This is a genomic window from Phycicoccus mangrovi, from assembly GCF_018729305.1.
GTDB classification, from domain to species: Bacteria; Actinomycetota; Actinomycetes; order Actinomycetales; family Dermatophilaceae; genus Phycicoccus; species Phycicoccus jejuensis.
This window is the reverse complement of record NZ_JAHHWP010000011.1, coordinates 305157-326095: the sequence shown is the minus strand read 5'-3', so window position 1 is coordinate 326095 and position 20939 is coordinate 305157. Positions and strand designations below refer to the sequence as shown.

The window sequence follows — 20939 nt, the reverse complement described above, 5'->3', positions numbered from 1 at the left end:
CGATGAGAGAACAGATGTGCCCGGTGATCCGGTGGTGACGGATGTGACATCCGGGACCACGGATCGCCGAGTGCGCCCGGCCCCCTGCCCCGGGCGCCCGTACTCCGGATGGAGCCTCTGCGTGTCCCTGCCCAACCACGACTCCGTGGCGCCCCGGCGCCTGCCCGCCCGCGCCCTGGGCGCCCTCTCGGCGTCGGTCATCGCCTTCCCGCTCGTCGCGGGCTCGGCCCAGGCCGCGACCTTTCCCTACCCCAAGCCGTCGAAGCCGCTCCCGAGCGCCCTCGACGTCGCACCGCCCTACCAGCCGGGGACCCTCTGCCTCACCGAGGACCAGCCCGGCCCGGTCGCCTTCGCCAAGCTCCTCAACGCCACCTACGGCGCCCACGTCTACGGCGTGCTGCGCGCGTGCGACCAGGAGCACGGCGAGGGCCGCGCGCTCGACTGGATGCTCAACGCGAAGAACGCGAACGACCTCGCCCTCGGCAACGCCGTCACCCGCTGGCTCGCGCAGGCCGACTCCGAGGGCCGCTCGGGGGCGATGGCCCGCCGCTTCGGCATCAACTACATCATCTGGAACAAGCGGATCTGGAAGGCCTGGGCCCCCGACCGCGGCTGGCAGGCCTACACCGGGTCCTCGCCGCACACGGACCACATCCACCTGTCCTTCACGTGGGACGGCGCGGTCAAGACCACGTCGTGGTGGACCGGCAAGGCCGTGACCACCTACCTGACGGGCCCTCCCGGCGGTGTCCAGCCGACCTCGCGCGACCCGAAGGACTACGTCAACGTCACCCTGCGGAAGGGCTCGCGCGGCATCGCCGTCGAGGTCCTGCAGAAGGCGATCGGCGGCCTGACGGTCGACGGCTCGTTCGGTCCCGCCACGGAGGCCCGTGTGCTCGCGTACCAGAAGCAGAAGGGCCTGACGCAGAACGGGATCGTCGACAGCCGCGTCTGGAACGCGTTGATCGGCGCGCCGGCCGGCGGGTCGGGCGGCACGGCGCCGGCCCCCTCGACCTCGCCGCTCGACAAGTACGCCAAGATCACCCTGCGGCTGTGGTCGCGCGGTGAGGCGGTCAAGGCGATGCAGAAGGCGATCGGCGGCCTGACCGTCGACGGCTCCTTCGGGCCGAAGACCCTGGCGCGCGTCAAGGCCTGGCAGAAGTCCAAGGGCCTCGCGGTCGACGGGGTCGTCGACGCGAAGGACTGGAAGGTCCTCGCCGGGGGCTCCGCCGGCGGGGGGAGCGGCAGCACCGCCCCCGTGACCACCCGGCCACCGTCGAGCGCGCCGACCTCGTCGACGCCGACGACCGAGCTGACCGCCTACAAGGGCACCACCCTGCGCAAGGGGTCGAGCGGGTCCGCCGTCCGCGCCCTCCAGAAGGCCCTCGGGGGCCTCGCGACCGACGGTCGCTTCGGCCCCGCCACCCAGGCACGGGTGGTCTCGTTCCAGCGGTCGGCGAAGCTGTCGGCCACCGGGGTCGTCGACCGCCGGACCTGGGACGCCGTGGAGCGCGCCGAGCACCCGCTGCTGCGCTACTGGAACACCGTGCTCCGCCGGGGTGCGCACGGCAGCTCCGTCACGGCGCTGCAGAAGGCGTTGCGCATCACCGCCGACGGGTCCTTCGGCCCGAAGACGGAGGCGGCCGTCCGCTCGGCCCAGAAGTCGGCGCACCTCGCGCAGACCGGGGTCGTCGCGACCCTCACCTGGAAGGCCGTCGAGGCCCGGATGCGCTGAGCCGTCGCCGCGCGGTGGTCCCTCGGGCCGCCGCGCGGCGACGACCCGGCGCCGCCGCTCCGACCGGCTCGTCGGCCGACGGTCACCGGCGCTCGGTCACGCCCTCGCTGTCGAGGCGCGCCGCGAGCACGTCGTCGCCGGGTGTGCCGCGGGTCAGCACGAGCGAGCCGTCGGCCGCGAACGCCTCCAGGGCGAGGCGCAGGAAGGCCTCCGTGTCGGAGGTGGCCGTGTGCAGCCGCCCGGCCGTCCCGGCGGCGGGCACGAGCGCGTCGAGGGCGTGGAGGCCGGCCGCCGTCCGCAGGCCGTCCGCGCCGGGCTCCGGGTCCTCCCGCGGCTCGAACACGTCACCGTGCGTGGCGATCTCGCGCGCCTCGTCGACCGCGCCCGGGGGCACCTCGACGGAGGCGGCCCGCGCGAGCGCGGCGAGGGTGACGACGACCACGTGGTCGGCGTCGTCGAGGTCCGCCACGCCGGCCGGGTCGTCCGTCACGACGACGTCGACCGGGCCCGGGGCGTCCGACGTCACCACGCACGCCCCGACCGACCACGCGGCGAGCGCCCAGTACAGGGTGCGCCAGTGCGGCGGCAACGCGAGCCGCACCGCCGTCCCCGGCGACGCGTCGAGCTCGTCCTGGAGCAGGTTGGCCGCCTTGGCGACCCAGTTGGCGAGGACCCGTGCGGAGAGCTCGATGCGCTCGCCGTGGGTCGGGCCGTCCGTGTCGTCGTAGACCGTGATGCGCGGGCGGCCGGGGTCGCTCGCGACGAGGCGGGCGAGCAGCGCGGCGGGGGTCGGGTCGTGGGCCATCGCCCGCACGGTAGCAACGGGGACGCGGTCTAGGCTCATGGCCCATGACCGACCCCGCCCCGGAGCCCGGCCGCCTGCTGACCCGGGGAGCCCTGGCCGCCGGCCTCTGGGTGGTCCTCGTGACGTCGCTCGGCGGGCTCGCGGCCGCGGTGGGGGTGTGGACGCCGTGGGTCGGCTGGCTCGTGGCCGTGCTCGCCGCCGTCGGCGCGTGGGTCGCGGTGCGCGGCCTGCCGGGGGTGCGGACGGGGGTCGGGCCGGCCGTGGCGCTCGTCGCGCTGGTCGTCGGCTTCGCGGTGTACGCCGGCGTCACCCACTCCGAGCACGTGCTGCCCCGGCGCGACGCCGCGAGCAACCTCCAGGCGGCGATCAGCCTGGCCGCGACGGGGGAGCGGGTCGTCCCCGTCGACACGTCGGTCATCGGCGGCCCCCGCGCCCTCGAGGACGGTGAGGTGACCGTCGCCAGCGCCGCCTTCTACCAGGTCGGGTCGGCGCAGGACCCCGCCGTGCAGCCGCAGTTCCTCATGGCGCCCGCCGTCGTCTACGGGTACGGCGTCTGGGCCGGGGGGCCGCCGGCCGCCCAGGTCCTGCCGGCGGTCGTCATGGGGCTGGTGCTGCTCGCCCTCGGGCTGTTCGCCGCGCACCTGGCCGGGCCGTGGTGGGGCGTGGCGGCGGCTGGTCCGACCGCGGTGCTCTTCCCCGTCCTCAACGTCGCGCGGGGGACCTACTCGGAGCAGCTGGCCCTGCTCACCCTCGTCGGCGGGCTGCTGGCCCTCACGCTCGCCGTCGGGCGCGACGGGCCGGGCGTGCGCCGGCTCGCGCTCGTCGCCGGCGTCCTCGTCGGGGGGACCGGGCTCGCCCGTGTCGACGCGCTGCGCGAGGTGCTCCTGCTCGTCCCCTTCCTCGCCGTCGGCGCCGCCCTCGGTCAGCGCTGGGTGCGGCCGGTGTCCGTCGGGCTCGTCGCCTCGAGCGTGGTCGCGTGGGGGCTCGCGCTGCTGCTCTCGTACCGCTACCTCGGCGACATCCACGCCAGCCTGCTGCCGCTCGCCGCCATCGCCGTCGTCGTCCTCGCCGCCTCGCTCGGCGGCCTGGCGCTGTGGCGGCGCGGGCGCCGGCTGCCGGGCGGGGCCGTCCGCCGGCTGCCGGACGTCGTCGGCGCGCTGACCGTCGTCGTCGGCGTCGGCCTGTGGACCCGCCCGTGGTGGATGACCGTGCGCCAGGACCCCAACGACCCCGGAGCCCGCTACGTCGCCGGGATGCAGCGCCGCCAGGGCCTGCCGGTCGACGGGGGTCGCACCTACGCCGAGCACACCGTCGACTGGCTCTCCTGGTACGTCGGCTGGGCCGCGCTCGTCGTCGCGCTCGTCGCGCTGGCGGTCCTGCTGCGCCGGGCGCTGCGCGCGCTCGGCGAGGGGCGGCTCGCGCCGTGGGCGCCCGTGCTCGTCGTGGCCGCCGGCTCGACCGTCCTCACGCTGCTGCGCCCCGGCATCACCCCGGACCACCCGTGGGCCGACCGGCGGCTGCTCGTCGCGCTCCCGTTCGTCGTCGTCCTCGTCACCGTGGCGGCGGCGTGGGCGTCGCGTCGGCTGGTGTCATCCGGGCGCGCCTGGGGGACACCGCTGGTGGCGGTCGTGACGGTCCTCGCGCTCGGGGTGCCGGCGGTGCTCGCGACGTGGCCGTTCCGTGGGGTCGGGGTCGAGCGCGGGTCGCTCGAGGCGGCCGACCGCGTGTGCGCGGCGCTCGCTCCCGACGACGTCGTGCTCGGCATCGACGGCCGCGCCTCCTCGGAGTGGCCGCAGACCGTGCGCGGGATGTGCGGCCGGCCGTTCTTCGTCGCGTCGACCCCGGTGCGCCAGGACCCGCAGCGCCTCGGGGTCCTCGTCGAGCAGCTCGCGCGCGGCGCGTCGTCGAGCGGGCACCGGCTCGTCCTGCTCGCGGCCGACGGCCCGGAGGCCATCGAGGAGCTCGGTCTCACCCCGCGCTCGGTGGCGGACCTGCGCTTCCCCGAGGAGGAGCACGCGCTCGACCGCCCGCCGCGACGCACCGACCTCGGCGGCGTTCGCGTGTCGGTCGCCGAGGTGCCCCTGCGCTGACCGCTCGTCACCGGCCGCGGCCGGCGGCGGTGGGTCAGCGGGTGAAGTGCTCCGCGGCCCGGCGCCGCACCGCGCCGCAGGTGTGCGGGTCGACGGCGACCACGAGGCCGGGGAGGAGCGAGCGCGGGCCGTACGGGGTGCCGTCGGGGTGGACCACCGAGCCGCCGGCCTCGGTGACGAGCAGCGTGCCGGGGGCGTGGTCCCACGGGTTGGAGCGCGAGTAGACGATGTAGTCGGTCGCGCCCTCGACGAGCCGGGTGTAGTCGACGCCGCAGCACACCCACGACAGCCGCATCTTCGGCAGGCCGTCGAACGCGTGGTCTCGCAGGCTCCACATCGAGGTGACGCCCTGCGGGTCGCGGTCCTCGGGGACGGGCGTGCAGGTCATGCGCTCGCCGTCGCGGAACGTGCCGGCCCCCTTCTCGGCGACCCAGGTCCGGCCGTGCTCGGGCTGGTGGATCCACGCCCGGACGGTCTCGCCGCCGATCGTCTCGGCGACCATGACCGCGTGGTCGGGGGAGCCGTGGACGAAGTTCTTCGTGCCGTCGACCGGGTCGACGGTGAAGGCGTGCTCGGCCCCGAGGTAGCGGTCCATCAGCGCGTGGTCGGCGGCGAAGGCCTCCTCGCCGAGGACGACGGCGTCGGGGTAGGCCTCGCGCAGGCGCGCGGAGATGACCACCTCGGCCTCGCGGTCGGCGACGGTGACGAGGTCGCCGGGGTTCTTCTCCATCACCTCGCCCTCACCGAGCGAGCGGAACCGGGGCGTGATGACCTCCGCGGCGACCTCGCGCAGGAGGTCGGCGACGGCGTCGGTCGAGAGGCCGGACATGGGGGCAACGGTTCCACACGGGTGCGACGTCGGCCAAAACGACCCCACCCGCCTCCCCTTTTCGGGGTGACCCCGACATGTCCACGAGACCCCGGTTCGGAGCCGGGGTCTCGTGGACGAACCGGGGGGACGGACCCGGCCGGCCGGCGTCCGCCAGATCGCCGGCCGAGATAGGTAGACAGACCATCTAGGTAGTGCCACGATGTAGCCATGACGACGGAGGAGTGGCCCACCGAGTGGCTGCGGGCCGTGCTGGGCCTCGCGGTCCTCGGGGTGCTCGAGGACTCGCCCGCCCACGGCTACGCGGTGGCGCAGCGACTCGCCGAGCGCGGCCTCGGCAAGGTCCGCGGCGGCACGCTCTACCCGCTGCTCGGGCGGCTGCAGGACGCCGGATGGGTCCAGGGCGAGTGGGAGCCGGGCAGTGCCGGCCCCGGGCGCAAGGTCTTCCGCCTCACCGCCACCGGTCGCCGCCACCTCGCCGAGCAGGGCGAGCGATGGGATGCCTTCTGCCGCACCACCGGCCTCGTGCTGTCCCCGACCACCGCCTCCGAGAGGACCCCCCGATGAGCGAGACCCCGTCCACCCGCCACCCCCGCGAGCTCGCCCCCGCGGCGGACCCCGCGTGGGTCGACGCCTTCGTCGTCGAGCTGCGCCTGCTGGGCGTCCCGGGCGAGACGATCGGCGACCACCTCGTCGTCGTCGACACGCACCTGCGGGAGTCCGGCGAGGCGGTCCGTGAGGCGTTCGGAGACCCGCGCGGCTACGCCCGCTCCCTCGCACCCTCCGGGGGGACGTCGGCCGGGGTCGACGGCGACACGGTCCTCATGGCGGTCCTCGGCCTGCTCGGTGTCGTGCTGGTGCCGCTGGCCCTCGGCGCCCTCCTCGACGGCGCCGGCGTGGCCGTGACCGCGGGTGGCCTCCTGCTCGCGCTCGTCCTCGGCGCCCTCCTCGCGGGGCTCCTCGCCCCCGGAGCCCCGCTGCTGCGGCTCCTCGTGGAGCGCCGGTGGGTCGGGGTCGTGCTCGCGCCGGTGCTCGTGGCGGTCGGGGCGGCCGTCCTCCTGCTGCTCCCCGGCGAGCTGGTCCGCGTCCCCGCGGTCGTCGTGCTCGCCGTCGGGCTCGTCGTCCTCGCGGCCGGTGCGCTCGTGGCCGGCCGCGCGGCTCCGGACCGGGTGGCACCCCCCGGAGGCGGTGCGGCCGACGCGGCGGCGGACCGCAGCGGGCGGCTCGTCGCGATGCTGCTCCTGCCCGCGTGCGCCGCCGTGGGGTGCGCCCTCGTGCTCCTCCTGCGGGTCCTCGGCTGAGCGCGGCCGCGTCCTCGCAGGTCACACGCGTACGGCCGGCCTCGCGTGGGTAGGGTCGCGCCATGGCGAGGTTGCGGCGGGTGTCCCCGCGGTCGGCGGGGTGGACGCGCAAGCGGGCGGGCAAGGGCTTCTCCTACCGCGACGCCGCGGGGGAGTCGCTGCCCAAGGAGTCCGTCGAGCGCATCCGGGCCCTCGCCATCCCGCCCGCGTGGCAGGACGTGTGGATCTGCCCCCGCGAGAACGGCCACATCCAGGCGGTCGGGACGGACGCCGCCGGTCGGCGCCAGTACCTCTACCACCCGGACTGGCGCACGGCCCGCGACGAGCTGAAGTTCGACCGCGTCAAGGTCGCCGGCACCCGGCTGGCCAAGGCGCGCGAGTCGATCGTCGGCGACCTCGCCGCGGAGGGGATGCCCCTCGCACGCGCCGCGGCGACGGCCACGCGCCTGCTCGACCTCGGCTACTTCCGCATCGGCTCGGACGCCTACACCGACGCCAACGGCTCGTTCGGGCTGACCACGCTCGAGCGCCGGCACGTCCGTCGCCGGGGCTCGGACCTCGTCTTCAGCTTCGTCGGGAAGTCCGGCATCGAGCACTCGATCTCGGTCAGCGACCCGCAGGTCATCGAGTCGCTCAACTACATGCGCAAGCGGCGCGGCGGCTCCAAGCGGCTGCTCGCCTACCGCGGCGAGGCGAAGTGGGCCGACCTGCAGGCGTCGGCGGTCAACGAGTACATCTCGACGATGGTCGCCGAGGACCTGACGGCCAAGGACTTCCGCACCTGGCACGCGACCGTGCTCGCCGCGGTCGCGCTCGCCGAGTCGCCGGAGAAGGGTGACACCGCCGCCTCCCGCCGGCGCGCCGTCAAGGCCGCCGTCGAGGAGGTGTCGGCCTACCTCGGCAACACCCCGACGATCGCCCGCAAGTCCTACATCGACCCGCGCGTCATCGACCAGTACGAGGACGGCGTGACGATCGCGGGGACGCTGCGGCGCTCCTACCCGGACGACGCCAAGCGGCAGGCGGCGATCGAGAAGGCGGTCGCGCGCCTCATCGACGGCGCCTGACCCCGCCGTGCCGGGGTGGTCTCGGCGTGCCGGGGCGTCATGGCAGGGCGGCGGGGCGAGGTGAGGGCGGCGAGGCGGGGTCGAGGCGGCCAGGCGGTGCGAGGGCGGCCGGGCGAGGTCGCGGTGGACCCCCGGGAGCGCCGGGACGAACGCAGGCGCGCCGCGCCGGTAGGCTCGCGGGCGATGAACGAGCACCCCGCGGCGCCCGAGGGCGACCCCACCCACGACGTCCTCCACGCGGCCCCCACCGAGCAGATCGACGTCCGCACCGGTGAGATGGCCGGCCGCAGCAACGACCCCGCGACCGGCGGCCGGGCCACCCGGACCAGCGGCGGCTACGTCATCGAGGACGGGCCCGACGGCCCCGGCCCGGCGCCGTACGTCACGGTCGTCCTGCCCTGCTACAACGAGGGTGCGCACGTCCTCAAGGAGATCGACCGCATCTCCGCCGTGCTCGAGGACTCCGAGCACACCTACGAGATCCTCTGCATCGACGACGCGAGCACCGACGACACCCTCGAGGTGCTGCGCGGGGCCCAGCGGCGCTACCCCCACATCCGCGTCCTGCCCTTCCGGCGCAACGGTGGCTCCGGCACCGCGCGGCGCATCGGCACGCAGCAGGCCCGCGGCGAGATCGTCGTGTGGACCGACGCCGACATGACCTACGAGAACGAGCGCATCCCCGAGCTCGTGCGGATCCTGCGCGACGACCTCACCTACGACCAGGTCGTCGGCGCGCGCACGACCGAGGAGGGCACGCACAAGTGGGCCCGCGTGCCCGCGAAGTGGCTCATCCGCAAGATCGCCGAGTGGCTGACCAAGACCCGCATCCCCGACCTCAACTCGGGCCTGCGCGCGTTCCGCCGCGAGGTCTCGCTGCCCTACCTCCGCCTGCTGCCGGCCGGCTTCTCGTGCGTCACGACGATCACCATCGCGTTCCTGTCCAACCAGCACGACATCAAGTACGTCGAGACGACCTACGCCAAGCGCGCCGGCGTCAGCAAGTTCCACTTCGTCGGCGACGCCTACCGCTACATCCTCCAGGTGCTGCGGATGGTCATGTACTTCGACCCGCTCAAGGTCCTCATGCCGCCGGCCCTGTGGATGGTGGCGCTCGGTCTCGTCAAGGCCGTCGTCGACATGGTGCGCCACCCGTTCTACTTCCCGGCGAGCACGGTGCTGCTCGTCGTCAGCGGCATCATGATCGCCTCCCTGGCCCTGCTCTCCGACCTCGTCGTGCGCTCGCGCGACGGTGTCTGAGGTGTCGGACAGCGCGCTGCGGGTCGCCCTCGTCGGGCCGACGCACCCGTTCAAGGGCGGTGTCGCGGCGCACACGACGAGCCTCGCCCACGAGCTCGCGGACGCCGGCCACGAGGTCACCCTCGTGTCGTGGAGCCACCTCTACCCGGCCCTCCTCTACCCGGGGGAGCAGGCCGTCCCCGGCGGCGCCCCGGACGTCGAGCCCTTCCCGCGGACGCTGCGCGTCCTGTCGTGGGCCCGCCCCGACACGTGGCTGCGCGCCGGGCGCCGGCTGCGCGACGTCGACGTCGTCGTCGTCGTCCACGTCGTGCCGGCGGTCGTGCCGGCCCACCTCGCCCTCCTGCGCGCCGCGGGCGCCGGGGGCGGTCGTGGCCCGCGCGTCGTCGTCGTCGCGCACAACGTCCTGCCGCACGAGCCGGGGCCGGGGGACCGGCCCCTCGTCGGCTCCCTCCTGCGCCGCGCCGACGCCGTGCTCGTGCACTCCGACGCGCAGGCGGCCCTCGCGGCCGAGCTCGGCGCACCCCGCGTCCGCGAGGTCGACCTGCCGCCGCACCTGCCCGGCGGTCCGCCCGAGCCCCGCCCGGACCACGACGGCCCCGTCCGCCTGCTCTCGCTCGGCATCGTCCGCGACTACAAGGGCATCGACCTGCTCCTGGAGGCCCTGCGCGAGGTCGACGGCCCGACGCTCACCGTCGCCGGCGAGCTCTGGGGGGATGCCGGCCGCCGGGTGCGCGAGCTCGCGGCCGACCCCCGGCTGCGCGGCCGCGTCGAGGTCCACGGCGGCTACGTGCCGGCCGACCGCATCGCCGGCCTGATGGCCCGTCACGACGTCGTCGTGCTGCCCTACCGGTCGGCGACGGCCTCGCAGAACGTCCTCCTCGCCCGCCGCCACGGCCGGCCGGTGCTCGCGACGAGCGTCGGCACCTTCCCGGCGCAGGTGCGCGACGGGGTCGACGGGCTCCTCGTGCCGCCGGCCGACCGCGAGGCGCTCGTCGCCGCGTTGCGCACGCTCGCCGAGCCGGGCACCGCCGACCGTCTCGCCGACGCCGTCCGCGAACCCGACCTGTCCGGCCCCTGGGCGCACTACGTCGGCGCCCTCGAGGCGCTCGCCGCGCCGCCGGCCGTGCCCGTCGACGAGCCCGAGCCAACGGTCGTCCCCGTCGGGCCGGTCGCCCGGGCCAAGGCCGTCGTCGCAGGCCTGCGCGCCCGCCGGCAGCCGGTCCTGACGATCGGGCCGCTCGACATCCCCGAGGACGTCCGCGCCACCGACCTGCTCGCCGTCGACGCCGACGCCGTCCGGGCCGCCGAGGTGGCCCGCGAGCTCGGGCTGCCGCGCGCCAAGGACCCGGTCGCCGCGTGGGCCGCGCTGGGCGCGGTCGCCTCGCTCGTGCGCGTCCTCGACGACCGCTCGCGCACCGCCGTCATCGTCGACGAGTCGGGGTCGACGAGCCCGTTCTCGCGCTGGGCACGGGCGCTCGGCTTCGCCCCGGTCGAGCTCGAGCTGACCGGGCGGCGCGCAGCGGTCGAGGCACTCGACGTCGACACCGCGAGCCTCGACGTCGTGGCCCGCCTGCACCCCGGGGGCTGCACCGCCGACGACGTCCAGCACGTCGTCGGTCAGGCGTCGTGGTCGCTGCGCTCCGGCGGGCTGCTGCTGCTCACGCTGCCCATCGGCGACGACGACCCCGACTTCGCGGTGCGCGCGGCCGACGTCCGCGGCATCGTCGCGCGCGCCGACGACCTCGGCCTGGCCCTCGTCGGCGACGCCGACGGCGAGGTCCTCTCGCAGATGCGCGACGCGCGGGTCGCGTTCGGCGACAACGGAGCCCCGGCCTACGCGGTGCTGCGCCTGACCTTCCGGCGGAAGTGAGCCGGTGAACCGCGCCCGGGTCCTCGTCGTCGTCCGCTACGGGCTGCTCGTCCTCGTCCTCGCCGCGGTCGTCTGGGCGCTGGCCGGCAGCTGGGACGAGGTCTCGCGCGAGCTCGGCCGGATGAGCCCGCCCGCCGTGGTCCTGGCGCTCGTCCTCACGCTCGGGGCGCCCCTGTGCACGCTCGTCGGCTGGCGCATCCTCCTTGCCGACCTCGGGACGCGGCTGCCGCTCGCTCCAGCCGCCAGCGTCTTCTTCGTCGGCCAGCTCGGCAAGTACGTGCCCGGGTCGGTGTGGACGGTCCTCGCCCAGGCCGAGATGGGGACCAAGCTCGGTGTGCCGCGCCGGCGGATGGCCGTCACCGGCCTGCTGTCCATCGGGCTGGCCATCCTCTGCGGCAGCCTCCTCGGGGTGGTCGCCCTGCCGCGCCTGCTCGCGCGCGGCAGCTCGCCGGTCACGGCGTGGGTCGTCGTCGCCGCGGTCGTCGTCGGCGCCGTGCTGTTCTGGCCGCGTCTGCTCAACGCGATGGTCGCGCTCGGCCTGCGCGTGCTGCGCCGCGAGCCGCTCGACCACGAGCTCGGGGGCCGCGCCGTCCTCGCGACGGCTGCGTGGTTCACGGGGGCGTGGGTGTCGGCCGGCCTCGGCGTCGCCGTGCTCGTCCGCTCCCTCCAGCCCGCTGCCTCCCTCACCGACCTCGCCGTCGCCGGGGTCTGCGGCTTCGCCCTCGCGTCGGCCGCCGGCCAGCTGTCCGTGCTCGTCCCGGCTGGGGTCGGGGTGCGCGACGGTGTGCTCGCCCTCCTCCTCGTCACCTTCATGCCCCTGTCGGCCGCGACGGCGGTCGTCGTCGTCGCGCGCTTCCTCGCCATCGTGGCCGACCTCCTCGTCGCGGGCGGCGGCTGGGCGTGGGGGCGTCGGCACCACCTCCTAGGATCTGCGGGATGAGCGAGCGACCGGAGCGCGAGGAGCAGCTCGCCTACTCGGAGTCCATGGCGAAGATGCTCGACGAGCAGGCGCGCCGCCAGAAGGCGGCCAAGCTGATCGCCGTCGTCCGGCACGCCCTCGGCGTCGACACGCTCGCGGGCCTGCGCGCCGTCGACGTCGGCTGCTCGGCGGGCTTCATCGCCGACGAGCTCGCGCTGGCCGGCGCCACGACGAGCGGCGTCGACATCGACGAGCCGGGCCTCGAGAAGGCGCGCGCCCGCTTCGGCGAGCGCGTCGACTTCCGCGTGGCCCGGGGCGAGGACCTGCCCTTCGACGACGGCTCGGTCGACGTCGTCGTCCTCAACCACATCTACGAGCACGTCGTCGACCCCGAGGCGGTCGTCGCCGACATCCACCGCGTCCTGCGGCCCGGGGGGCTGCTCTACCTCGGCGTCGGGCACCGCTGGCAGGTCGTCGAGCCGCACCACCGGCTGCCGTTCCTCTCGTGGCTGCCGCAGCGCGCCGCCGACCGCTACATGCGCCTGACCGGCAAGGGCGAGACGTACTACGAGCACTACTACTCGCCGGCCGGGCTGCGCCGCCTCTTCGCGGCCTACGACGTGTGGGACTACACGCTGCCGGTCCTCGCCGACCCCGCCGCCTTCTCCGCCGGCGACAACGTGCCCGGGTGGGCCGCCCGCGTCCCCGAGCCCGTCCTCGCGGCCGCCCTGCCGCTGGTCCCCACGTACGTCTGGGCGGCCTTCAAGGGCGCCGCGCGGCCCGCGGGGCCCCCGCTGCGCGTGGCGCCGCGCCACGTGGGCTGATGTCCGCCGAGGGCGTGCTCCGGGTCGTGCGCACCGCACGGCCGGTGCCGCTCGGTGCGGTCGTCGGCATCTTCCGGCGCGGCGCCGGCGACCCCACGAGCCGTCGCGACGACGGCGGCTGGTGGTTCGCCTGGCGCACCCCCGACGGCCCGGTCACCCTGCGGCTCACCGCCCCCGGCGGCGCGTCCGACGAGGTGACCGCGCGGGCGTGGGGGAGCGGCACGGACTGGATGCTCGAGCAGGTGCCGGCGCTGCTCGGCGAGGACGACGACGCCTCGGGCTTCGACGCCTCGCTCCACCCGCTCGTCGCGCAGGAGTGGAGGCGCCGCCCCGGCTGGCGCGTGCCCCGCTCCGGCCTGGTCGTCCAGAACCTCGTGCCGTCGGTCATCGAGCAGAAGGTCACCGGCAAGGAGGCCTTCGCGGGGTACCGCCGGCTCGTCCGCCGCTTCGGCGAGCCCGCGCCCGGCCCGGGGGAGGAGCTCGGCCTCGCCGTCGCCCCCACCCCGGCGGGCTGGGCGTCCGTGCCCTCGTGGGAGTGGCTGGCCGCCGGCGTCGACCCGCAGCGCTCGCGGACGGTGGCGGCCGCGGTCCGCTACGCCGGGCGGCTCGAGGAGTGCGTCGGGATGCCGGTCGAGGCGGCGCGGGCCCGCATCACGGCGCTGCCGGGCATCGGCCGGTGGACGTGGGCGGAGGTCGCCCAGCGGGCGCTCGGGCTGCCCGACGAGGTGAGCTTCGGCGACTACCACGTGGCCAAGGACATGACGTGGGCGCTGACCGGTACCCCGCAGGACGACGACGCCCTCGCCGAGCTGCTCGAGCCGTGGCGCGGGCACCGCTACCGGGTCCAGCGCCTCCTCGAGCTCGGCGGCCACCACCGGCCGCGGCGCGGGCCGCGGATGACGCTGCCGACGCACCTCCCGACCCGCGGCCGCTGAGCCGGCCCGCGCAGGCGCGTCGTCCCGGACGTCGAGGGGAGGGAACACGCAGGCGTCGGGCCCGGGTCCCCTGCGTGTCTCCTGCTCTCGAGGCGTCTCCGGTCGACGCGGGCGCCCGGGGGTGCGTCAGGTCAGGCGCAGGGTGGTCGAGGCCGGGCCGCGGGCGACGACCTCGGCGTGCAGGTCCTCGCTCGCCGCGGCGACCTGCGCGCGGGTGACCAGCCGCCCGAGGTCGTAGGGGTCGGGGGCCGCGAGGACGAGCTCGGCGTCCTCGCCGGTCACGTCGACGTCGGCCGAGCCGTCCTCGACGTCGACGAGCGCGAGCGCCACGACGCGGCCCACCCGGTCGGCGAGCGGCTCCGGTGCGACGGACCGCAGGCCGACGTCCGTCGACTCCCGCGACCCGGGGGCGACCCCCAGCGCGGCCCGCACGGCCTCGACGTGGCCGAGGGCGAACCAGTCGCCGGGGCCGGTGCGGACGAGCGCGGCGGCGCCGTCGGCGGACGCAGCGAACCACGACGCCGGCAGGCCCCGCACGAGCGCCGCGGGCACGCCGTCGGCCTTGCCCTTGACGAGGTCGGCGGCCGCGGCGACCTCGTCGGCCACGGCGCGGGCGGTGACGGCGAGCGGTCGGCCGTCGTGGTCGACCCCGCCGCGCAGGTCGTCGAGGACGGCGAGCCCGGCCGCGCCGAGCGCGAAGTCGGTCTGGCCGGCGCGCCACGGACGGCCGGCGGTGTCGGACAGCACGATCCCCAGGGAGCGCTGGGGGAGGCTCTCACCGGTCGCCGCGAGCAGCGCGTCGCGCAGGCGGGCCGCCTCCGCGTCCGGGCGCTCCGGGAGCAGCAGGACCGCGCCGGTCGGGCCGGTGTTCGAGGCGTCGACCCCGGCCGCCGCCATGACCGGCCCGGCCACGGCCTCGACGACCCGGGTCACCCCGGTGGCCCCGGCCCGCTCGGCGACCACCCGCCGGGTGTGCGCGGCGACGGCGTCCGTCCGCTCACCGGGCCACGTGAGACCGGCGGCCTTGGAGACGACCTTGCTCGAGACGACGAGGCAGTCGCCGTCCGCCAGCGCCAGACCGGACGCCGCGAGCGCCGCCAGCAACAGCGAGGCGAGGTCGTCACCCGCCCGGACCTCGGGCAGCCCGGCGAGCGGGTGGACCTCGACGGCCCCGTCGCTCACGCCGTGACCGAGGAGGCGAGCCGCAGCGCGTGCGCCGCGATGCGCGCCGTCGCGTCGACGTCGGACATGAGGAGGGGTCCGTCGAAGACCTCGACCCGCGCGCGCGCCAGCGTGGTGTCGGCGTCGGCGGGGTCCACGAGCCAGGCGTCGAGGAAGTCCTCGTAGAGGCCGCCGACGGCCGCGGCGGTGGCCGGGACGCCGATGGTCTCGAGGCACGCGTCGGCGTGCCCGCGCACCGGGCGCCCCGAGATCAGCGGCGAGACGCCGACGACGGGGGCGGTGGTGCCGCGCAGGGCGTCCCGCACACCGGGCACGCCGAGGACGATCCCGATGGACACCACGGGGTTGCTCGGTGGCAGGAGCACGACGTCGGCCTGCCGGATGGCGTCGAGGACCCCCGGTGCGGCCGCGGCGCGGTCCAGCCCCGCGACGACGAAGCGGCGCGCCGGCACCGACGCCTGGTGGCGGACCCACCACTCCTGGAAGTGGATCGCGCGCTCCCCGGCACCGTCGTCGACGACGACGTGCGTCTCCACCGGGGTGTCGGTCATCGGCAGGAGCGTGATGCGCTGCTCGGGCAGGCCCCAGCGGGTGGCGAGGCGCGCGGTGACCTCGGACAGGCTCAGGCCCTGGCCGAGCCACTGCGAGCGGACGACGTGCGTCCCGAAGTCGCGGTCGCCGAGCGCGAACCACTGTGGCTGCGCGCCGTAGGCGGCGAGCTCGGACTGGACGCGGTGGCTCTCGTCGGCCCGGCCCCATCCCTGCGCCTCGTCGATGCCGCCGCCGAGCGTGTAGAGGAGGGTGTCGACGTCGGGGGAGACCCGCAGCCCGAAGAGGGTGATGTCGTCCCCGGTGTTGGCGACGACGGTGACCTCGGTGTCCTCGAGGCCGGGGGTGGTGTCGAGGTGGTGCCGCAGGCCCCGGACGAACCGGGCCCCGCCGACGCCACCGGCGAGAGCCGTGATGCGCATGGGCGCCAGTCTCTCAGCCCGGCGCCGCCGGATCGGCGGCGGACCACGTCCGGTCGTGCCCTCGGGCGGGCGCGGTCGTCCCGCGGGCGTCACGTCGTCACTCCCGTACCACAGGCAGCGGATCGCGGGAAATCCACTCGATAACACCGTTTGGCTTGACGTGCGTGGCATGACACGCGTGTAATTCCATGCATGTACTCCGGGGTGACCGGCCGGGGTGCACGGGTCGAGGTCGAGGAGGAAGCATCATGCACGAGCTCTTTCTGGTCGAGGGGATGCTCGGCTCACCGGAGCCGGAGGAGGGGGCCCTGTCCTGGCAGGAGCGGTCGCTCTGCGCCCAGACCGACCCCGAGGCGTTCTTCCCCGAGAAGGGCGGCTCCACCCGCGAGGCCAAGAAGGTCTGTGTCTCGTGCGAGGTGCGCTCCGAGTGCCTCGAGTACGCGCTCGGCAACGACGAGCGCTTCGGCATCTGGGGCGGGCTGTCCGAGCGCGAGCGCCGCAAGCTGAAGAAGCGCGCCGTCTGACGAGGGGTCTCCCCTCGTCGCAGGCCCCGCTCGGATGACGCTCGCCCCACCCCGTCCCGTGGACACCGCCCCGGCCGCCGCCGGCGCGGTGCGCCCCGTCGTCACGGCCGTCGTCGTGACCCACCGGGACCCCTCCGGTCTCGCCCGCCTCCTCGACGCCGTCCTCGCGCAGACCCAGCGTCCGGACGACCTCCTCGTCGTCGACCGCACCGGTGGCGCGGCCGTCCCCGACCCGGACGGCGTCGGCGACGTCACCGTCTCCTCGCTCGTCGAGAAGCTGCGCGGGCGCCACGACGTCGCCGTGCGCGTCGTCGCGGCGGACGGCCGGGCGCCGGTCCGTCGGGCCGTGCACCGGGCCGTGCTCGACACGCTCGGCGACCACTCCCACCTGCTGTGGCTGCTGCCGGTGGGGTCCACGCCGGAGCCGGCCGCCCTCGTCCGCCTCGTCGACGCCTGGCGCCGCTCGCCGTCCACCGGCATCGTCGGGCCCAAGCACGTCGACGCCGAGGCGCCGCACCGCCTGCGCGCCCTGTCCATCCGCACGACCCGCGGCGGGCGGCTGCTGGCGCGCCCGCTGCCCGGCGAGCCCGACCAGGGCCAGTACGACACGACGAGCGACGTCCTCGCGGTCCCGTTCGCCGGCTCCCTCGTCGAGCGGGCCCTCCTCGTCGACCTGCGCGGGTGGGAGACCTCCTTCGGCGACGTCGGGGCCGACCTCGACCTCGGCTGGCGCGCCCAGCTGAGCGGGCGCCGCGTCGTCGTCGTCCCCTCCTCCCGGATGCGCTCCGCCCCGGGTGTCGCCGTCGCCACCGCCTCCACCGCGGCGCGGCGCCGGGCCGCGCGCCGCGTGGCGCTGGCCCGCGCGCCCTGGTGGTGGTCGCCGGTCCTCGTCGTCTGGGTGGCCCTCACCTCCGTCGTCGCGGCGCTCGGGCTGCTCCTCCTCAAGCGTCCGCGCAGCGCGTGGGCCGAGCTCGGGGCCCTCACCTCCCTCGACCCGGTGCGCGGCCTGCGCTCGAAGTGGCGCACCCGCCACCGCGCGGCCGTGCGGCGCCGTGACCTCACGGCGGTCTTCGAGCCGCGCCGGGCCGTCCTCACCTCGTGGGGCGACAGCGTGCACCACGCGCTCCTGCCCCCGCAGGCACCGATCGGCGACGCGGCGGCCGACCTCAACCCCCGCTCGTGGCTCGTCCGCGTCGTCCGCCACCCCGCGATCGTCGCCGTCCTCGCGGCGCTCGCCGTCACGGTCGCGGCCGGCCGCACCCTCGGCCTCGGTGTCGTCACCGGCCTCGGCTCCGGCCTCGCCGGCGGGGAGCTCGTCGGCGCCCGCGCGAGCGCCGCCGGCCTGTGGCACGCGTGGCGCGACGGCTGGAGCGGCAGCGGCCTCGGCGGCCCCGACCTGGCCGGCCCGGCCGCGGCGCTCCTCGCGGGGCCCGCGTGGCTCGTCGCGCACCTGCCGATGGTCCCCGTCCCCGCCTCGCCGGCCGGGCTCGTCGTCGGTCTCGTCCTGCTCCTCGCGATGCCCCTCGGGGCCCTGTCCGCCTACCTGATGCTGCGCCCGGTCACCTCCCGGCGCTGGCTGCGGACCCTCGGCGCGCTCGCCTGGGCCACGTCGGGTCCGGCCGCGGCGGGCGTGGCCCAGGGCCGGCTCGGCGCGGCGGTCGCCCTCGTCCTCCTCCCGGCGGTCGCCGGCGGGCTCGCCCTGCTCGGCGCGCGGCGCGCCACCGCCACGAGCGCCTTCGCGACGGCGCTCGCGCTCGTCGTCCTCGGCGCCTTCGCACCCGTGCTCGCCGCGCTCGGGGTGCTCGTCGCGCTCGTCCTCGCGCTCGTGCGCCGGGGGTCGCGCACCGCCTCCCTCGTCACGGCCCTCGTCCCCTCCGCGGTGCTCGCGCCGTGGCTGGCGCAGGCCGGCGCGGTGTCGTGGCCGGCCGTCGTCGCGGGCTCCGGCCTCGCGGCGTGGGGCGGCGAGCCGCTGCCCGCGTGGCGCACCGCCCTCCTCGACGCCGGTGGCGCCGGCGCACCCCTGTGGTGGACGGCCGCTCCCTTCGTCGCGGTCGCGGTGCTCGCGCTCGGGGCCGGACGCCGCCGCCGGGGCGGCGCCACGACGCTCGCGCTGCTCGTCCCGCTCCTGCTCGCCGCGGCGCTCGCCGCGCCGCGCGTCCGGCTGGGGACCGTGCCCGCCGGCCTGCCGGCCGCCGGCCAGCCCATCACGCCGTGGGCCGGGACGCTGCTGCTGCCCCTCGTGCTCGTCCTCGTCCTCGCGCTCGTCCGCGGCCTCGACGGCCTGCCCCTGCGCGGCCTGCGCGGGGCCCGCCGCGTCGGGTCCTGGACCGTCCTCGGCGCGGGCGTGGCGACCGTCGCGGTGCTCGCCGGCGGGGTCGTCGTCGGTGGCCTCGGGCGGCTCCTCGCGCCGTGGAGCGACCCGCGTCCCGCGGTGGCCGTCGACCAGTCCGAGGGAGCGTTCGCGACCCGGTCGCTCTTCGTCGTCCCGGGGGACCGCGGAGCCGGCTACCGCTTCGTCGGTCGGGAGGACGCCACGCTCGTGCGCGGCCTGCCCGTCCCCTCCTCCGCCGACGCCGCCGTCGCCGGCGACGTCACCGCCCTCCTCGGGGCCGTCCCCGGCAGCGAGGCCCTCGTTCGCGACACCGCGGCCGACCTCCTCGCCGTCCGGGGCGAGCAGGTCCCGGAGGTCGTGCGCCGCCTCGACGCCACCGACGGCCTGCAGCGGATCTCGCCGCGGGCGGGCTGGGAGCTGTGGCGGCTCAGCCCCTCCGGGGCCGACTCCGAGGCCCTCGTCGCCCCGCCGCGGCTGCGGATGGAGACCCCCGACGACGTCCGCCTCGTCGTCACCACGGGCGCCCACGGGGCGACCGTGACGACGCTCGACGCCCCGAAGGGCAGCCGCCTCGTCGTCGCCGAGCCGGCCGGATGGGCCGAGCACGCGGTCGTCGAGGTCGACGGTCGCGTCCTCGGCGCCGTCGACGGCGAGCCGACACCCACCTACGCCCTGCCGACCGGCCGGGGGGAGCTGACCATCACCCTCACCGACCCCCAGCGCTGGTGGCACCTCGGGCAGCTGCTCGCGGTCGCCGTGCTCGCCTTCCTCGCCGTGCCCTTCGGCCGCCGCGAGAGCCGGGTGGCGGAGCGATGAGCCGCCTGTCCGTCGTGCGCCCCGCTCTCCCGGGCGTCGCGCGCGTCCTCCTCGCCGCCGGCGTCGCGACCGGCGCCGTCTGGGCGGCCACCGCCCGACCGGACACGCTCGACCTCGCCGCGGCGACGGGGGTCACCGAGGCGCCGGTCGCCCCGACGAGCCTCGCCACGAGCACCGACGCGATGTGCCCCGGCCCCGAGCTGACCGGCGTCGCCGGGGTCGACGACGTCCGCACCGGTGGTCGGGTCACCGCGGTCGCCGGCCCGGCCGACCTCCTCCCGGTGCCGGCGACCGGCTCCGGGAACGCCCGTGCGAGCGCGGGGTCGGTCCCGCTGGTCACCCTGTCCGCCCGCCCCGCGACGGGCACCGGCGACCTGCCCCGGACGGGACCGGTCGCCCTGCGGGCGCAGGGCGCCCTCGCCCCGGCGGTCGCCGCGACCCAGGAGTGGTCGAGCGGGTCGGCCGACCTGCGGGGCCTCGTGACCACCCCGTGCCGGAGCGCCGCGACGGACCTGTGGCTGCTCGGCGGCGGCGACGGCCCCGGACGCCTCGAGCGGCTCGTCCTCGCCAACCCGGGGGGCAACCCCGTGACCGCCGACGTCACCGTCCACGGCGCCGACGGGCCGGTCGGCCCCGCCCGGACCGAGACGGTGCCGCCCGGCGGGCGGACGACGCTCCTGCTCGACGCGGTCGCGGCGGACGAGAAGACCCCCGCGGTGCACGTCGCCGCCGACGGCGGCGGCCTCACCGCCTTCCTCTCCGACACGTGGGTCGACGGCACGACGCCCCTCGGCGCCGAGACCACCGTCCCGGCGGCCGATCCCGCGACCGTGCAGGTCGTGCCCGCGGCGCTGCTCGGGGACCGGGCGACCCTGCGCGTCGTCGCCCCGGGCGGCGACGAGGCGGTCGCGAGCGTGACCCTCCTCGGACGCGACGGACCCGTGACGACGACCGCCGACACCGTCCTCACCGTGGGCGCCGAGGGTGTGGCCGAGCTGCCGCTGCCGTCGGTGCCGGCGGGCACCTACGCCGTCGTCGTCCGCGCGGACGTCCCCGTCGTGGCGGGCGTGATGAGCCGGGTCGGCGACCCGAAGGGCGCGGGCGACATCGGCTGGGCGGTGTCCGGCCCGGTCGTCGACGAGGTCGCCGGCCTGGCGCTGCCGCCGACGCCGGGCGTGGGCCGCACCCTGCACCTCGTGAGCACGGGCGGGGCGAGCACGGCCGAGGTGACCGTCGTCGTCGGCGGCGAGGCGCGGACCCGCACGGTCTCGCTGCTGTCCGACCGCTCGGCCGACGTCGATCTCGCCGGGGCCGAGTCGGTCTGGGTCGAGCGCACGGACGGGTCGGGCGCGCTGCGCGGCGGCGTCGTGTCCACCTCGGGCTCCGGGGCGCAGCAGCTCCTCTCCGAGGTGCCGCTCGCGCCGACGGCGGTCACCTCGCCGGTCAGCCGCGCCTTCCCGCTGCCCTGAGGACCGGCTC

Annotated in this window: 17 protein-coding genes; 13 read left to right on the top strand and 4 right to left on the bottom strand. The window is 76.7% G+C overall.

The genetic code is table 11. The annotated features are described in order from the left end of the window. The first annotated feature begins 121 nt into the window (after positions 1–121). Entirely contained in the window at positions 122–1735 is a 1614-nt protein-coding gene (locus KMZ30_RS10230) for a peptidoglycan-binding domain-containing protein (RefSeq protein WP_215512823.1), read from the top strand. An 82-nt stretch (positions 1736–1817) separates the two neighbouring features. On the opposite strand, the gene KMZ30_RS10225 is transcribed toward KMZ30_RS10230, so the two are convergent. Next, on the bottom strand, positions 1818–2540 hold the full coding sequence (locus KMZ30_RS10225; protein WP_215512822.1) for a TIGR03089 family protein: 723 nt from the start codon (positions 2538–2540) through the stop codon (positions 1818–1820). A 44-nt stretch (positions 2541–2584) separates the two neighbouring features. Here KMZ30_RS10225 and KMZ30_RS10220 point away from each other — a divergent pair, with 44 nt between their 5' ends. Then, positions 2585–4630 (top strand): thioesterase domain-containing protein, encoded by a 2046-nt coding sequence (locus tag KMZ30_RS10220; RefSeq protein WP_215512821.1) that lies wholly within the window; start codon positions 2585–2587, stop codon positions 4628–4630. Positions 4631–4664: 34 nt separating this feature from the next. On the opposite strand, the gene KMZ30_RS10215 is transcribed toward KMZ30_RS10220, so the two are convergent. Then, entirely contained in the window at positions 4665–5459 is a 795-nt protein-coding gene (locus KMZ30_RS10215; protein ID WP_215512820.1) for an inositol monophosphatase family protein, read from the bottom strand. Positions 5460–5669: 210 nt separating this feature from the next. Between KMZ30_RS10215 and KMZ30_RS10210 the strand changes: the two genes are divergently transcribed. From KMZ30_RS10210 to KMZ30_RS10175, 8 genes are all read left to right on the top strand, one after another. Next, positions 5670–6026, top strand: a complete 357-nt coding sequence (locus KMZ30_RS10210) for a PadR family transcriptional regulator (RefSeq protein WP_215512819.1) — start codon at positions 5670–5672, stop codon at positions 6024–6026. Beyond that, positions 6023–6760, top strand: a complete 738-nt coding sequence (locus tag KMZ30_RS10205) for a hypothetical protein (protein WP_215512818.1) — start codon at positions 6023–6025, stop codon at positions 6758–6760. Before KMZ30_RS10210 ends, KMZ30_RS10205 begins: the two co-directional genes overlap by 4 nt. Before the next feature lie 80 nt (positions 6761–6840). Next, positions 6841–7827, top strand: coding sequence for a DNA topoisomerase IB (locus tag KMZ30_RS10200; protein ID WP_308279729.1), 987 nt, complete (start codon positions 6841–6843; stop codon positions 7825–7827). A 183-nt stretch (positions 7828–8010) separates the two neighbouring features. Continuing rightward, positions 8011–9087, top strand: a complete 1077-nt coding sequence (locus KMZ30_RS10195; RefSeq protein ID WP_215512816.1) for a glycosyltransferase family 2 protein — start codon at positions 8011–8013, stop codon at positions 9085–9087. A 1-nt stretch (position 9088) separates the two neighbouring features. Then, entirely contained in the window at positions 9089–10957 is a 1869-nt protein-coding gene (locus KMZ30_RS10190; RefSeq protein WP_308279728.1) for a glycosyltransferase, read from the top strand. Positions 10958–10961: 4 nt separating this feature from the next. Beyond that, positions 10962–11897 carry a lysylphosphatidylglycerol synthase domain-containing protein gene (locus KMZ30_RS10185; RefSeq protein WP_215512814.1) on the top strand — a complete coding sequence of 312 codons (936 nt, stop codon included), beginning with the start codon at positions 10962–10964 and terminating at the stop codon, positions 11895–11897. After that, on the top strand, positions 11894–12700 hold the full coding sequence (locus KMZ30_RS10180; RefSeq protein WP_215512813.1) for a class I SAM-dependent methyltransferase: 807 nt from the start codon (positions 11894–11896) through the stop codon (positions 12698–12700). Before KMZ30_RS10185 ends, KMZ30_RS10180 begins: the two co-directional genes overlap by 4 nt. Continuing rightward, positions 12700–13635 (top strand): DNA-3-methyladenine glycosylase family protein, encoded by a 936-nt coding sequence (locus KMZ30_RS10175; protein WP_215512812.1) that lies wholly within the window; start codon positions 12700–12702, stop codon positions 13633–13635. Before KMZ30_RS10180 ends, KMZ30_RS10175 begins: the two co-directional genes overlap by 1 nt. A gap of 126 nt (positions 13636–13761) precedes the next feature. Here KMZ30_RS10175 and cofE read toward each other — a convergent pair whose 3' ends face one another. Both cofE and cofD read right to left on the bottom strand, forming a co-directional pair. After that, positions 13762–14817: a coenzyme F420-0:L-glutamate ligase gene (cofE, locus tag KMZ30_RS10170; protein ID WP_215512811.1), complete on the bottom strand. Its 1056-nt coding sequence runs from the start codon at positions 14815–14817 to the stop codon at positions 13762–13764. Beyond that, entirely contained in the window at positions 14814–15788 is a 975-nt protein-coding gene (gene cofD, locus KMZ30_RS10165) for a 2-phospho-L-lactate transferase (protein WP_215512810.1), read from the bottom strand. Before cofD ends, cofE begins: the two co-directional genes overlap by 4 nt. A 248-nt stretch (positions 15789–16036) precedes the next feature. Between cofD and KMZ30_RS10160 the strand changes: the two genes are divergently transcribed. The 3 genes from KMZ30_RS10160 to KMZ30_RS10150 are packed head-to-tail and all read left to right on the top strand — an operon-like array spanning position 16037 to position 20929. Then, positions 16037–16312, top strand: coding sequence for a WhiB family transcriptional regulator (locus tag KMZ30_RS10160; protein WP_308279727.1), 276 nt, complete (start codon positions 16037–16039; stop codon positions 16310–16312). A 58-nt stretch (positions 16313–16370) separates the two neighbouring features. Continuing rightward, positions 16371–19460: a glycosyltransferase gene (locus KMZ30_RS10155; protein WP_215512809.1), complete on the top strand. Its 3090-nt coding sequence runs from the start codon at positions 16371–16373 to the stop codon at positions 19458–19460. Then, positions 19457–20929 (top strand): DUF5719 family protein, encoded by a 1473-nt coding sequence (locus tag KMZ30_RS10150; RefSeq protein WP_215512808.1) that lies wholly within the window; start codon positions 19457–19459, stop codon positions 20927–20929. Before KMZ30_RS10155 ends, KMZ30_RS10150 begins: the two co-directional genes overlap by 4 nt. Positions 20930–20939: the final 10 nt, after the last annotated feature.